The 14,913-nt window shown below is 50.2% G+C and carries 14 protein-coding genes; 9 read left to right on the forward strand and 5 right to left on the reverse strand.

Annotation, left to right across the window (positions count from 1 at the left end):
- Positions 1–296: 296 nt before the first annotated feature.
- From IPZ49_RS22165 to IPZ49_RS22195, 7 genes are all read left to right on the forward strand, one after another.
- Complete coding sequence (locus IPZ49_RS22165) at positions 297–908, forward strand: fimbrial protein (RefSeq protein ID WP_023299349.1); 612 nt, start codon at positions 297–299, stop codon at positions 906–908.
- An 85-nt stretch (positions 909–993) separates the two neighbouring features.
- Positions 994–1,737: a fimbrial chaperone gene (locus tag IPZ49_RS22170; protein ID WP_022647082.1), complete on the forward strand. Its 744-nt coding sequence runs from the start codon at positions 994–996 to the stop codon at positions 1,735–1,737.
- 81 nt (positions 1,738–1,818) lie between these two features.
- Positions 1,819–4,413, forward strand: a complete 2,595-nt coding sequence (locus IPZ49_RS22175; protein ID WP_023299348.1) for an outer membrane usher protein — start codon at positions 1,819–1,821, stop codon at positions 4,411–4,413.
- Positions 4,414–4,451: 38 nt separating this feature from the next.
- Positions 4,452–5,021, forward strand: a complete 570-nt coding sequence (locus IPZ49_RS22180; RefSeq protein WP_032625598.1) for a fimbrial protein — start codon at positions 4,452–4,454, stop codon at positions 5,019–5,021.
- 26 nt (positions 5,022–5,047) lie between these two features.
- Positions 5,048–5,611: a hypothetical protein gene (locus IPZ49_RS22185; RefSeq protein WP_023299346.1), complete on the forward strand. Its 564-nt coding sequence runs from the start codon at positions 5,048–5,050 to the stop codon at positions 5,609–5,611.
- Between the two features lie 14 nt (positions 5,612–5,625).
- Positions 5,626–6,228 (forward strand): fimbrial-like protein, encoded by a 603-nt coding sequence (locus IPZ49_RS22190; RefSeq protein WP_193762875.1) that lies wholly within the window; start codon positions 5,626–5,628, stop codon positions 6,226–6,228.
- Between the two features lie 20 nt (positions 6,229–6,248).
- Positions 6,249–7,334, forward strand: coding sequence for a fimbrial protein (locus tag IPZ49_RS22195; protein ID WP_063146438.1), 1,086 nt, complete (start codon positions 6,249–6,251; stop codon positions 7,332–7,334).
- 3 nt (positions 7,335–7,337) lie between these two features.
- On the opposite strand, the gene IPZ49_RS22200 is transcribed toward IPZ49_RS22195, so the two are convergent.
- From IPZ49_RS22200 to IPZ49_RS22215, 4 genes are all read right to left on the reverse strand, one after another.
- Positions 7,338–8,585: a polysaccharide deacetylase family protein gene (locus IPZ49_RS22200; protein ID WP_063146437.1), complete on the reverse strand. Its 1,248-nt coding sequence runs from the start codon at positions 8,583–8,585 to the stop codon at positions 7,338–7,340.
- A gap of 63 nt (positions 8,586–8,648) precedes the next feature.
- Complete coding sequence (locus IPZ49_RS22205; RefSeq protein ID WP_063146436.1) at positions 8,649–9,089, reverse strand: PTS sugar transporter subunit IIA; 441 nt, start codon at positions 9,087–9,089, stop codon at positions 8,649–8,651.
- 105 nt (positions 9,090–9,194) lie between these two features.
- Entirely contained in the window at positions 9,195–9,965 is a 771-nt protein-coding gene (locus tag IPZ49_RS22210) for an ABC transporter permease (RefSeq protein WP_022647074.1), read from the reverse strand.
- Entirely contained in the window at positions 9,962–10,888 is a 927-nt protein-coding gene (locus IPZ49_RS22215) for an ABC transporter ATP-binding protein (protein WP_003856300.1), read from the reverse strand. Before IPZ49_RS22215 ends, IPZ49_RS22210 begins: the two co-directional genes overlap by 4 nt.
- A 107-nt stretch (positions 10,889–10,995) precedes the next feature.
- On the opposite strand from IPZ49_RS22215, the gene can reads away from it, so the two are divergent.
- A complete protein-coding gene (can, locus tag IPZ49_RS22220; protein WP_003856301.1) occupies positions 10,996–11,658 on the forward strand; it encodes a carbonate dehydratase in 663 nt (220 codons plus the stop codon).
- A 64-nt stretch (positions 11,659–11,722) separates the two neighbouring features.
- Here can and hpt read toward each other — a convergent pair whose 3' ends face one another.
- Positions 11,723–12,259, reverse strand: a complete 537-nt coding sequence (hpt, locus tag IPZ49_RS22225) for a hypoxanthine phosphoribosyltransferase (RefSeq protein WP_003856303.1) — start codon at positions 12,257–12,259, stop codon at positions 11,723–11,725.
- 206 nt (positions 12,260–12,465) lie between these two features.
- On the opposite strand from hpt, the gene IPZ49_RS22230 reads away from it, so the two are divergent.
- A complete protein-coding gene (locus tag IPZ49_RS22230) occupies positions 12,466–14,856 on the forward strand; it encodes a glucose/quinate/shikimate family membrane-bound PQQ-dependent dehydrogenase (RefSeq protein ID WP_063146435.1) in 2,391 nt (796 codons plus the stop codon).
- The last annotated feature ends 57 nt before the right edge of the window (positions 14,857–14,913 follow it).

Genomic DNA, 14,913 nt, shown 5'->3' on the forward strand with positions numbered 1-14,913 from the left:
CAAATAGGTTGGGTAATTTATACATAATTAAAATGAATAGCATTCTTTTTATATATTTTTATTAATATATTCAAGTCACACTGCTGAACACCTGCTCATCAAAATGATGAACAATTATTATCATTCACTATTAAATAATCATATTGACTTAAAGATCGTTTAAGTATTTCTAACGCCTAACGGCTTCTCACAACCATTACTCATCACTTAGAATCCTTTTCCCGAAGCATCTGTTCGGAACGAACATAAGCCTTGCTTATGTTCACTTTTCTAGCATTTAAATATGGATATAAAAAATGTCTTTTAATAAATTAGGTCTGGCAACTGTAGTAGCAATGGTTCTGAGTGCGGGTTCTGCAATGGCAGCTGATATTCCTTCAGATACAGGCACTATTACTTTCCACGGTATGGTTTCTAATAACACCTGTAAAGTATCCCTGGATCAGAAGATTGACCAGGATGGTAATGATTTTGACGTTAACCTGGATACCGTGTTTGTAAAAGACTTCGCTAATGCGCTGGGTACCACCAGCACCCTGGGAGAAAAGAAATTCTCCCTCACCCTGACAGGTTGTGATTCTGCTACCGTCAACCAGGCATCTGCTCAGTTTGATTCCTGGGCGGGTTCTTCTTCAACTTCCGGCGGTCTGCTGGTTCCACCATCAAATACTCAAGGCGCCGCTAAAAACGTCAATCTGGTACTGTCAAACGATGGCAACTCCGCTACCGATCAGATCAAACTGGATCAGACCAACAATACCCAGAAAGCAACGATTGATACCACAGGCGCAGGCGCACTTTACTACCGTGTAGCGTATACCCAGGGTCAGAACTGGGATGCGGCCAACAACCCAGTGTCAGCTGGTGTGGTTCAGGCACAAGCTGCATTCACCATGATCTACGAGTAATTTTAAGCGCATAAATAAAATGCTCATATTATCCCCTGACGTACGTCAGGGGACTATTGATATCATTCCAACAGGAAGTGGAAAAATGTTAAGCACATCATTTTATAAAGGATTTAAAGCTGCCTGCTTTACAGCTGCTGCTGTCGCGTCATTCCAGGCAAGCGCAGATATCGTTATTTCGGGAACACGTATTGTTTATCAGCAGTCGCAAAAAGATGTCATTGTTTCTTTAGACAACCGTGGCAAAAAGCCACTATTAGTTCAATCATGGCTCGATGACGGTCGCGATGACACCAATCCACAGGAATTAAAACTACCGTTTATTATTACTCCACCAGTATCCCGAATTGATCCGCAAAAAGGTCAATCCGTTCGGATCTCGTACCTGGGTGGTTCATTGCCGCAAGATCGCGAATCCCTATTCTGGTTCAATGTGCTCGAGATTCCACCGAAGTCAAAAGTGAAAGACGGTGAAAATCCTAACCAGCTCCAGCTGGCATTCCGCACACGTATTAAACTCTTTTTCCGACCTGACGGCCTGAAAGGTACGCCAGGAGATGCAGCAGCCAAAGTAACGTGGTCACAACAAAAACAAGGTAATACGCTAAACCTGATCGCACACAATGATTCCCCTTACAACGTTTCTATTTCAAATGTAAAGCTGAAATCAGCAAATAAAGAGTACCAGGTTGAGCATAAATCTATTTTACCGTTTAGTACTCAAATTATGCAGGTAAAAGGTTTAGGTAGTACTGCCACCGGCACTGTTGCTTACGAAACCATTAATGACAATGGCGGCTCTGATACTTTTGAAAGCAAAGTAAATTAATAACCGCACCACCGCCACATTATAAATATAACACGTATGAATGATTCATAGCATTCATACGACGACTTGTCTGGATGAAGCATGCTATTTCAACGATCAATTTTATGTCTCGCAATCTGTGCAGCATTTCCTCTGCATGCCAGCGAGACTGAAAAAAAAGCTGTAGACACCTCATCCGAAACAGAATCGGCCATTGAATTTAATGACCAGTTCCTTATCGATAATGGTGGAGGTATCAATGTCGATCGTTATGCTTATGGCAACCCAGTTCTGCCAGGTACTTACCGTGTAAAAGTGAATTTGAATGGCAATTCAAAATCCACGGTCGAGATGACATTCATTGATAACAAAACGCCACGTGCCTCAGCATGTCTGACTAAACTCACGCTGACACAGGCAGGCGTTGATACCAGCATATTAGGCGATGATGTCAAAGACGACGAAACGTCTTGCGTAGATATCAAAAAATATTATCCCGGTGCTTCTGAAAATTTTGATAGTAGCAAGCAGGAAATGGATCTTAATTTCCCGCAAATCTACGTGCTTAAACTTCCAGCAGGGTATGTCGACCCTTCATTATGGGATAATGGTGTTCCGGCCGGATTACTCTCATACGATCTTAATACCTGGCACAGCGAGTCAAACGGCACCAATTCAGATACCGCTTATGCGGGCTTGCATTATGGCCTGAACGTGGGGCCGTGGCGTTTACGTTCTCGCGGCAGTCTGAACTGGGACAGCGATAATGGCACACATTATTCCAGCCAGGATATCTACCTCCAGCGAGACATCACACCACTTAACGCACAGATGGTAATGGGTGATTCCTACACACGCGGTGATGTCTTTGACTCGGTGAGCCTGCGTGGTGCGCGTATGTATAACGATGACCGCATGCTCCCGGAAGGCACCTCTGGCTACGCGCCAGTAATTCGTGGTGTGGCAAACAGTAACGCCAAAGTTAGCGTAACGCAAAGCGGCAATAAAATTTATGAAACCACCGTTCCACCCGGTGCTTTCGAGATCAATGACCTCAGTACAACAGGCTATGGCAATGATTTGATTGTCACTGTAGAGGAAGCCGATGGAAGTAAACGGACGTTTACCGTTCCGTTCTCCTCAGTTACACAAATGCTCCGCCCAGGCTCCAGCCGCTGGGATGTGGGTTTAGGTGAGCTGAATGATGATTCATTGCACGATAAGCCAAACGTTGGCTACGCAACTTACGCGTATGGTCTGAATAACACCTTTACCGGTTACGTGGGTGCGCAATATACGGATATGGATTTCTACGCCGGCCTGCTTGGTCTGGCTATGAATACCCGTATTGGTGCATTCGCATTAGATGTTACCGGGTCCTATGCCGATATCGACGGGCTGGACACGCTTAAAGGGCAAAGTTATCGGCTGACCTACAGCAAAATGCTTGAAGCCACTAACACATCTCTTAACGTGGCAGCTTATCGCTTCTCTACAGAAGATTATCTCAGCCTTAACGATGCCGCCTCATTGCAGGACAGTATTCATCACGAGGAATATGGCAATCGATCTTATGACAGCAATGCCGAGCTTTATGCTGATTATCAGCGTACCAAAAACCAGATACAGGTCAGCCTGAATCAGCCATTGAATGTTAACGGTGATGAATACGGCTCACTCTATATTAGCGGCACCTGGCAGGATTACTGGAATGACTCCAGCTCCACTTCCGACTACAGCGTGGGTTACAACAATAGTTTTGCTTACGGTAGCTATAGCGTTTCTGTGCAACGCACGTACAACGAAACAGGGGAAAAGGATGACAGCGTTTATTTAAACGTCAGTATTCCATTCAGCATATTCAATAAAGATAGCGCGCAGTCAGGCGGATTTAATAACGTCAACATGAGCCTGCGCACTGATTTAAAAGGCGGTACCAGTTTTAACTCTACGGCAAGCGGCAACTCCAAAAACAGTGAAGTGAGCTATTCCGTTAGCGCCTCATCAAGCGGGGGCAACTACGGCAACCTGAACCAGGTCAGTGGCTATAGCTCATGGAACAGTCCTTACGGGCCGCTCGGTGTCTCAGCGTCCTTTGGCGATGACAATAGTAAACAGTATTCCGCGAGTTATAACGGCGGAATGGTTGTTCACTCGGGTGGCGTTGTATTTACATCCGGCAGTATCGGCGAAACGGATTCACTTGCGCTGGTAAAAGCAAGTGGCGCAACGGGTGCTCGGCTGGGTTACGGCCAAAGCCGCATTAACAGCTCCGGGTACGGGATTATGCCGTATATGTCAGCCTACAGAGAAAACCGAGTATCGCTCGATATCAGCACTCTCGAAGCAGACGTTGAAATCAAAAATACCAGCGCTGTTGCCGTACCTCGCAATGGCTCCGTTGTATTAGTGAATTTTGAAACGGATGAAGGTCGTTCGCTTGTTCTGGAATTACAACGTTCTGATAACGGCTTTATTCCGTTAGGTGCAGACGTTCTGAATGAGAAAAACGAATCTATCGGAACGGTAGGCCAGGCAGGACAAGCTTATGTACGCGGTGTGGAAGACAAAGGCGCTCTCCGGGTGGTATGGGGAAGCGATGGATCCAGCTCTTGCACGGTGCATTATCAGATTCCTGAAAATGCGAAGAAAGCAGGCTTAACCACGATTCTGAGTAATCAACAGTGCCAAATGTAATGATGTTAAAACAGGGAATCACACCCATGGGAAATAATATGAAGAAAAATCATTGCGGTTATTCATTAATCGCATTAGCAATGTTAGCGATGTCAGGTTCTGCTGCGGCAGCCGATCTCAATGTTAACTTCACTGCCAATATCCGCGAAACCACCTGCGATATGAAACTGGTCGGCGGTACGGGTTCAGATACGCAGCAAACGCTGACTATCGGTAATAACGGTCAGGTACGTTTAGATGATGTCAAAGCCGGAACGGCAAATGCCAATTTCAAAATTGTGCTCGTTGAATGCCCGGCGTCGCTGACCTCGTTAAAAACAACCGTAAAAGGAACCAAATCAGGTTATTTAGCTAGCGGCCTTGTTAACCAGATTGCAAAAACTAACGGTGGCGCTGATTACTCTGCGGCTGAAATCGCCAGAGCCGATGCACCAAATACTCCTTTTATCATTAACTCAACCCTGGATTCAGAGCGCCTGGTCTGGAGTCCGACAGAAATCCAGAATAAGGAAGTTGCTCTGGTGGCCACCTTACGTGAAACAAAAGAAAACAGCATGACCATTGGTGATTTTCAGGCCGTGGCGACCTTTGAATTTAGCTACGAGTGATTAGTGCAGGAAAACGGAGCAACATTATGAAATTCAATTCTACTTTTATCGCCCTGTCCGTTTCTGCTCTTCTGTTCTCGGGAATGGCAAGCGCAGCAATTACAGGCACCCCTAGTGTCGAATTAACGATTAAATCAAAAATTGTATCAGGCACATGTACCGCAAAAGTACTTAACGATGCAGGCACAGCCTCCACTGAAATTGCGTTCGGCGACGTATACAAATCCGATCTGGTGAACAAAACCCGTGTCGAGCCGCTCAAGATTAGTTTCACCAACTGTTCTGGAGTAACCAAGGCAACGGTGTCCGCTGCGAAAGGCGCTGGTGGTGAATGCAGTGGCGTCAACAAGACGGGTGATTCTTACTCTGGCGGCTTAGCAACGGGCTTTGAGATCTGGTCGGGTGTTGTCGATACTGGCGAGCTTATGAGCTGTAACACGCCTCCGGCTGCTAAGGATGTCACCATTACTGATGGTACCGGTGAATTCCCGATGAATTCCCGTATCGTTATCGGGCAAGGCCAAACCATTGCTGATGTAGGCGCGGGGGCGGTTACTGCGCCAGTCACGTTCACTATCGCTTATCCATAATACCAGGAACCAGTATGCAACAATCACCGTTTATTTTATACCAGCCCGGTCTTGTGTTGCTTATGGGCTTGGCTGGTGGCATCTTGCCTGGCGTAAGCCAGGCAAGCTCAGGATTAGACGTAAATATTACCGCTAACATTGTTAATAGCACCTGTAAGATGACCGTGGAAAATGACGGCGAAATTTATCTCCCCAATGCGATGCGCAGTTGGTTTTATAACCCGGATGGTAGCGATCGTTTTACTGCAACCGATGATGCAGGCGGTACGCCTTTTAAGATCCATGTAGATGATTGCTATGGAGACAGCGGTACGGCTAAAAAGCTGAGTTTTAGCTTTTCGCCGCAGTCGGGTTTCTGGCCAGGACAAAATCAGGTTTTCAAAAGTGATGATACCGCCGCAGGCGCGGCAAAAAATGTCGGCGTCGTCGTTTTCTCTGAAAAATATAAAAAGAATGTTTTAAACAACGACTGCACGTCAAAAATCACTTATGACGTAAGCGGTCAGGATACTGCATTTTTAACGGATTATCAGTTCTATGCCCGATATCAAAATATTGGCGTAGTGGCTGGTGGTGTCGTTACCAGTAAAGTATTGGTTGACGTCACTTACGAATAATAATCAGAACAGGAAAAAGGATGAGAATGTTCAACTTTATAAGACAGGGTTTCAACGTGAAAGGCACAATGGCGTTTGCCATGGCGAGCGCGTTATTAACCCTCAGCCACTCCTGCTGGGCAGGGGAGTGCCAAATGAATAATGGAAAAGGCGGCACAACCACGCTAATCAATTCTGACTACTCAGGTGGCACTGTACGTCTTCCCCCTCCGGGTAACTACGCCAGTACTCTTTTTAACGTTAACCTGACACCAGGCATTCAGGCCAAATGTGGTCCGGGGGACGATGGTTTTAACCTCGTGTCACAAACAAACCCGACCTTGCTAATGGGGAGTAGTTATGGCAGGGCTATGTTTGAAACAAATATTCCGGGGATTTATTATTCCGTAAGGGTGCACACCGCAGAAAGCACTGGAGGCATGGGTGGTTACTTCGCTATGAATACTACTGGCTGGACTACCGTTGCCTCCTCCGGAAAATCTGACCCGTGGGATGAAAAATGGATAAACACCTCAGTTCAAATTTATATTGATGAAGGTTACAGAGGCAACCCGAACAAAGAAACCTCAATCAGACCCAAACCCGGCACTCTGGGTAAAATGGCTATTGGTAATCCAGATGATAGTGACAACCAACCATGGACATTTATGGTCAACGAGGACTCATTCCAGATCCCGATCGTTCTTCCAACCTGCGACATGGCCATGCTATCGGATGGTACTAATAATGTTAACCTGGGAGAATATTATGTTTCAGACATTAAAAACAATCGGGTTAAGGATATCCCTTTTTCCATTAGCTTAAGCAATTGTACCGGTGTGGCAAATATCACAACCAAACTCACCACCTCAAAGCTAACCGGAAAAAATAATGATCTTCTTGGTAATACGCTTTCGTCCGGAGCTGAGGGCGCAGGCGTGAGAATCATGTATAACGGAACCTCTCAACTCCTGCCGAATAATCCTGACTCATCCTATGTCATAACGGACTACCAAACCCCTGAATCCAAGCAAATTAATTATGTTGCTCAACTGGTAGCAAACGGAAACACAGTGAAACCGGGGTCGTTTAAAGCCACCGGCGTATTCACCCTTTCATACGACTAACCGCTATCCCTGCGGCTGATTACTGATCAGCCGCGACATCGTCTCCAGTGAATCCGTTCTTAAGATATACAAACGCTTCAACAGGAACGGATTATCCCCCGGCTTCACCTTCCCTTTCATCGTCGTCACTGCCAGATGAAAACCAGCGTCATTCGCTGCCTTTATCGCTTTATTGTCATAGCCGCCAAATGGATACGACACATACAATACGCGCGGGTTGAACTGAGCCAGTGCACGACGTGAGCGTTCAAAATCAAACAGGATCACGTGATAGCTACGGCTCAACAGGATGGGGTGTTTATAGCCATCCACGCGATGCAGGAAATGAGTGTGAGACTGAATGTCGAACACATCCTGGATGCCCTTAATTTCCTGAACGCTCATAAACTGCAGCGATTTTGGATCCCACTTCTGCGGGTGGCCTTTGATTCGGGATGAAATTATAAACGCCGTCGCGTTGAAGCCATATTCTTTCAGCACCGGATACGCATAGCGGCTCACCGATTTGAGGCCATCATCAAAGGTGATCACCACCGCTTTCGCGGGCAGGTTCATCTTGTTACGCACGTACCCTTCAAGCTGGTACATCGTCAGCGTGGTGTAGCCCTGATCGCGTAACCAGGCCATCTGATTATTAAACGCACGTACGCTGGTCGTCGTGGAGGTATGTCGAAAACGGGTGTTCTCTTCATCACGCAAAATATGATGGTAGGTCAGAACCGGTAGCCCGTTATCTTCCTGCGCATCCAGGCTGCTTACCCATGCCAGACGATTACCGATACGGATCTGGAACCAGGTCTGGTTCAGGCGGTCTTTCAGCTTATTCAGAATCGGATAGCGAAGATTAGCGCTTAAGGTGCCAAAGGGCGCGCTTCCGCTGCTGGGGGCGTTATACACCGGCGTGTCTTTCCAGGTAATGAGGTTTTGATTACTGAGCGGCTTGTTCAAGTCACCCAGGCTATCCTCAACGCGTTGTTTGCCCTGAACTTTTTCAAGGTGGCCTTTATCAATAAACCCCGTACCGAATCCGAAACGAAATTCATAGTAATCCGCCGCGGCCGGAAAGACAGCGAGGATCTGCCCGGCGCGGACATTCCCCACATTCACAACGGCATTTCCCACCTGCGCCCAGATGGCCGCATCTTCGGTGGTTTGCATATATTGGGCAGGAAGGCCTTGCTGACTGGTCAGGCTGGCAGACGCACCACCGGAAACCACGAGCAGAAGGATAAAGATAACGCGTTTGAGCATGGAATATAAATCGACACAGAAAATCAGCCGCCATTGTAACAAAAGCGGCATCAATACCAATGTTTAATGCTTATACAGATCGTGAAGCAGAACAAAAGGCGGGTTCTTCTGCTGCTGGTGCCACAAGCTGCTCACGCCCGGCGAGCCCTGCGCCACAATGGCGTGACGAAACTCAGCGCTGCTCAACGTTGCGCGCAGCGGATACATCGCTTCGAGTAAAGGCAGGCTGATACCGGAGATTACTTCACAGTTATCGTGCTTATGGCTCATTAGGGCAGCCGCACGGTATGGCGCCGCGCCGGATCTGTCAGTGAGAAAAATCACGCCATCGCCGGTGTCGGTTTCATGCAGCGCGTCACACATCATCAGGCTGAGCATATTGGTGCTCAGCCCTCGCCAGTAATTTACCGCACGACATTGCGCCAGGGGGCCAAATCGGGCCTCCAGCTTAAGCAGCATTTCCTGTGCCTCTTCATCGTGGCAGGTGATCACCCATCCCAGCATAACGTCTCTCCTTAGCAGGCGAGTAGTTTATCCAGGTGAAGGTTAGTTTACGGTGATAACTGTCAAAGAAAGTGCCCGGCAAACAGAACGTCGCCGGGCAGAAGGTTAGCTACGCAGCCCGCGTCCGCGCTGGATCAGATACCAGCACAGCAGATAGAATGCCACGATAAACACCACCAGCACCACAACGGTGGTGAACAGCGGGACATCGGCAATGCCGAGGAAGCCAAAGCGGAAGCCGCTGATCATGTAGACAATCGGGTTCAGGTGCGACAGCGCCTGCCAGAACGGCGGCAGCAGCGTCAGGGAGTAAAACACCCCGCCCAGATAGGTCAGCGGCGTCAGCACGAAGGTCGGGATCAGGCTGATGTCATCAAACGTTTTAGCAAACACCGCGTTCAGCAGCCCGGCGAGGGAGAACAGGATCGCCGTCAGCAATAATGTGAGCGCCACGAACAGCCACGAATGCACCTGGAACGGGACGAAGAACAACGAAATCGCCGTCACCAGAATCCCCACGCACAGCCCGCGCGCTACGCCGCCGCCCACGTAACCGGCGATGATCACATGCGTTGGCACCGGCGCCACCAGCAGCTCTTCAATGTTGCGCTGGAACTTGGCGCTAAAGAACGACGACGCTACGTTCGCGTAAGCGTTGGTGATCACCGCCATCATGATCAGGCCCGGCACGATAAACTGCATATAGGTAAAACCGTGCATCTCACCAATGCGGGAGCCAATCAGGTTACCGAAAATGATGAAGTAGAGCGTCATGGTGATCACCGGCGGCACCAGGGTTTGCACCCAGATACGCATAAAGCGGTTAATCTCTTTTGCCCAGATGCTTTTCAGCGCGACCCAGTAAAGATGCGTCATGCCTTGTCTCCTTGTTTGTCGTGCACCAGAGAGACAAACAGCTCTTCCAGTCGGTTTGCTTTGTTACGCATGCTTAATACCTGAATGCCCTGCGCACTCAACTGTGAGAACACGCTGTTGATACCCTGCTCGCGCAGCACTTCTACCTCCAGCGTCGAGGTATCAACCAGGCGATAGTTGTAGCCCTCCAGTTTCGGCAGCGCGCTTTTCGCCGCCAGATCGAGGATAAAGGTCTCTGATTTGAGCTTGGAGAGCAGATTCTTCATCGAGGTGTTTTCCACCAGCTCACCGTGCTGAATGATGCCGATATTGCGGCACAGCATTTCCGCCTCTTCCAGATAGTGCGTGGTCAGAATGATGGTGGTGCCTTTATCGTTCAGATCTTTCAGGAAGCCCCACATGGAACGACGCAGTTCAATATCCACGCCAGCAGTCGGCTCATCAAGGATAAGCAGCTTTGGCTCGTGCATCAGCGCGCGGGCAATCATCAGGCGGCGCTTCATCCCCCCGGACAACATCCGCGCGCGTTCGTTACGCTTCTCCCACAGGTCGAGCTGTTTCAGATACTTTTCGCTGCGCTCAAGCGCCTCTTTGCGCTCAACGCCATAATAACCCGCCTGGTTAACAACAATCTGCTGTACCGTCTCAAACGGGTTGAAGTTGAACTCCTGCGGCACCAGCCCCAGCTGACGCTTGGCGTTGACCACATCTTTTTGCAGATCGTAGCCAAACACGCTGACGCGGCCGGAGGTTTTGTTGACCAGCGAGCTGATGATCCCGATGGTGGTGGATTTCCCCGCCCCGTTCGGCCCCAGAAGCGCGTAGAAATCTCCCGCTTCGACTTTAAGATCTATCCCGCGCAGCGCCTGAACGCCCCCCGGGTAGGTTTTTTTGAGCTGTTCAAGCTCCAGTGCAATCGCCATGAATTCAACTTACCTTAAGTTCTGACACACGTTGTGTGGTTTCATTAAAAGTCGGGTTACCCTATAGTAGCGCAACGCAATCACTTGGTTACAGGTCGCTAACCTCCATGAACGACATAGATACACTCATCAGCAACAATGCACTATGGTCAAAAATGCTGGTGGAGGAAGACCCCGGATTTTTTGGAAAACTCGCGCAAGCGCAGAACCCGCGCTTTCTCTGGATTGGATGTTCTGACAGCCGTGTCCCCGCCGAACGTCTGACGGGTCTTGAACCTGGCGAACTGTTTGTTCACCGCAATGTGGCTAACCTGGTTATTCATACCGATCTCAACTGCCTTTCGGTTGTGCAGTACGCCGTTGACGTTCTTGAGGTTGAGCACATCATTATTTGTGGCCACTACGGCTGCGGCGGCGTGCAGGCGGCGGTCGAAAACACAGAGCTGGGGTTAATCGATAACTGGCTGCTGCACATTCGTGATATCTGGTTCAAACATAGCTCACTGCTGGGCGAAATGCCGCAGGAGCGCCGTCTCGACACCCTGTGTGAGCTGAACGTAATGGAGCAGGTCTATAACCTGGGCCACTCGACGATTATGCAGTCTGCCTGGAAACGCGGGCAGAAGGTCTCCATCCACGGCTGGGCGTACGGTATTCACGACGGTCTGCTGCGCAATCTGGAAGTGACCGCCACCAACCGCGAAACGCTGGAACAGCGTTACCGCTCGGGAATTGCCAACCTCAAGCTTAAGCATGTGAACCATAAATAACAAAGCCGGGGGTTTTCACCCTCTCCCTGTGGGAGAGGGCTGGGGTGAGGGCAACAGCCCGCAATTATTCGTCCAGAATCACTACTTTCCCAACATACGGCAGATGGCGATAACGCTGCGCGTAATCAATGCCGTAACCCACCACGAATTCGTCCGGGATGGAGAAACCAACGAACTCCACCGGCACCTGCACTTCACGGCGCTCAGGCTTATCCAGCAGGGTACAAATCGCCAGTGATTTTGGTTCACGCAGGCTCAGGATCTCACGCACTTTAGAGAGCGTGTTACCGGAGTCGATGATGTCCTCAACAATCAACACATCTTTGCCACGAATATCTTCATCCAGATCTTTCAGGATTTTCACATCACGGGTTGTGGACATGCCGCTGCCGTAACTGGAGGCGGTCATAAAATCGACCTCGTGCGGCACCTGCACTTCACGGCACAGGTCTGCCATGAACATGAAAGAACCACGCAACAGACCGACCAGCACCATTTCGCTGCCGCTGTCCTTGTAATGTTCGGTGATTTGACGACCCAGTTCGGCGATACGCGCTTTGATCTCGGCTTCCGGGATCATCACTTCAACAGTATGTTTCATATTACTAACCAAATGATTTTAGTGAAAATCTCTCAATGCGGATGACTCTCGTTCCGGCATCGATACGCAAGCCAGCCATTATACCAGTAAATGGATTGCCCTGGCGTATGAGTTATAAAAAGCAATATTTGTGATTCCGATCACAGTTGTTAATACCTATAATTAATTGCTAGCAAATAATTAACAAAACTGACGAGTACTTTTCTATGGCTGAAACAAAAACTAAACAGCCGCGTCTACTGGTGACATTAACAGCCGCGTTTGCCGCATTCTGCGCGCTGTATTTGTTAATCGGTGGCGTATGGCTGGTCGCGATTGGCGGCTCCTGGTACTACCCGATTGCGGGTCTGGTTATGGTTGGCGTAACCGTCCTGCTTTTACGCAGAAAACAATCTGCTCTGTGGCTGTACGCAGCGTTACTGCTCGCAACCATGATCTGGGGCGTCTGGGAGGTCGGGTTCGACTTCTGGGCGTTGACGCCGCGCAGCGACATTCTGGTCTTCTTCGGTATCTGGCTGATCCTGCCGTTTGTCTGGCGTCGTCTGATCGTCCCTTCCAGTGGTGCTGTAGCCGGTCTGATCGTTGCCCTGCTGATTAGTGGCGGCATCCTGACCTGGGCCGGATTCAACGACCCGCAGGAGATCCACGGTACGCTGAACACTGAATCCACACCGGCTGCGGCTATTTCGCAGGTGGCTGACGGCGACTGGCCAGCCTATGGTCGAAATCAGGAAGGTCAACGTTACTCCCCGCTGAAGCAGATCAACGCGGACAACGTGAAAAACCTGAAGGAAGCCTGGGTATTCCGTACCGGCGACCTGAAGATGCCAAACGATCCGGGTGAGCTGACCAACGAAGTGACCCCGATTAAAGTGGGCAACATGCTCTACCTGTGTACGGCGCACCAGCGTCTGTTCGCGCTCGACGCGGCCACCGGTAAAGAGAAATGGCACTTTGATCCACAGCTGAACTCCAACCCGTCGTTCCAGCACATCACCTGCCGCGGCGTCTCTTACCACGAAGCGCGCGCTGATAATGCCAGCCCGGAAGTCATTGCCGACTGTCCTCGCCGCATTATGCTGCCGGTGAACGATGGCCGTCTGTTTGCCATCAACGCTGAGACCGGTAAGCTGTGCGAAACCTTCGCTAACAAAGGCATTCTGAATCTTCAGACCAACATGCCGGACACTACGCCGGGTCTGTATGAGCCGACCTCCCCGCCAATCATTACCGATAAAACCATCGTGATTGCCGGTTCGGTAACGGATAACTTCTCTACCCGCGAAACCTCCGGCGTTATCCGTGGTTTCGACGTGAACACCGGTAAACTGCTGTGGGCCTTCGACCCGGGCGCGAAAGATCCCAACGCGATCCCATCGGATGAACACACCTTTACCTTTAACTCACCGAACTCCTGGGCACCGGCAGCGTATGACGCGAAGCTGGACCTGGTTTACCTGCCGATGGGCGTGACCACGCCGGATATCTGGGGCGGTAACCGTACGCCGGAGCAGGAACGTTACGCCAGCTCCATCGTGGCGCTGAACGCAACGACCGGTAAACTGGCATGGAGCTACCAGACCGTTCACCACGATCTGTGGGATATGGATATGCCGTCCCAGCCAACGCTGGCGGACATTACCGTTAACGGTAAAACCGTTCCGGTGATTTACGCCCCGGCCAAAACCGGCAACATCTTCGTGCTGGATCGCAGCAACGGTAAGCTGGTTGTTCCTGCGCCGGAAAAACCGGTTCCGCAGGGCGCGGCTAAAGGCGACTACGTTACCAAAACGCAGCCGTTCTCTGATCTGAGTTTCCGTCCGGAGAAAGACCTCAGCGGTGCAGACATGTGGGGTGCCACGATGTTTGACCAGCTGGTATGCCGCGTGATGTTCCACCAGCTGCGCTATGAAGGTATCTTCACGCCGCCGTCAGAGCAGGGCACGCTGGTCTTCCCGGGTAACCTGGGGATGTTCGAGTGGGGTGGGATCTCCGTTGACCCTAACCGTCAGGTCGCCATCGCTAACCCAATGGCGCTGCCGTTCGTTTCCCGTCTGATCCCACGCGGTCCGGGTAACCCAATGGAGCAGCCTAAAGATGCGAAAGGCAGCGGTACCGAAGCCGGTATCCAGCCGCAGTATGGCGTTCCTTATGGTGTGACCCTGAATCCGTTCCTTTCTCCGTTCGGTCTGCCGTGTAAACAGCCTGCCTGGGGTTACATCTCCGGTCTGGATCTGAAGACCAACAAGATCGTCTGGAAGAAACGTATTGGTACGCCACAGGACAGCATGCCGTTCCCGATGCCTGTTCCAGTGCCGTTCAATATGGGTATGCCAATGCTGGGTGGCCCAATCTCCACCGCCGGTAACGTGCTGTTCATCGCGGCAACCGCAGATAACTACCTGCGCGCCTACAACATGACCAACGGTGAAAAACTGTGGCAAGGCCGTCTGCCAGCCGGTGGACAGGCAACGCCGATGACCTATGAAGTGAATGGCAAACAGTACGTTGTCATCTCCGCAGGTGGTCACGGTTCGTTTGGCACGAAGATGGGCGACTATATTGTCGCGTATGCACTGCCTGACGACGCTAAGTAATGAAAAAGCCCGGTGGCGCTAACGCTTACCGGGCTTTCGGGTGTCCTATGTAGGCCG

It is taken from the genome of Enterobacter cloacae complex sp. S2 (assembly GCF_015159675.1).
In the GTDB taxonomy this organism is placed as follows: domain Bacteria; phylum Pseudomonadota; class Gammaproteobacteria; order Enterobacterales; family Enterobacteriaceae; genus Enterobacter; species Enterobacter intestinihominis.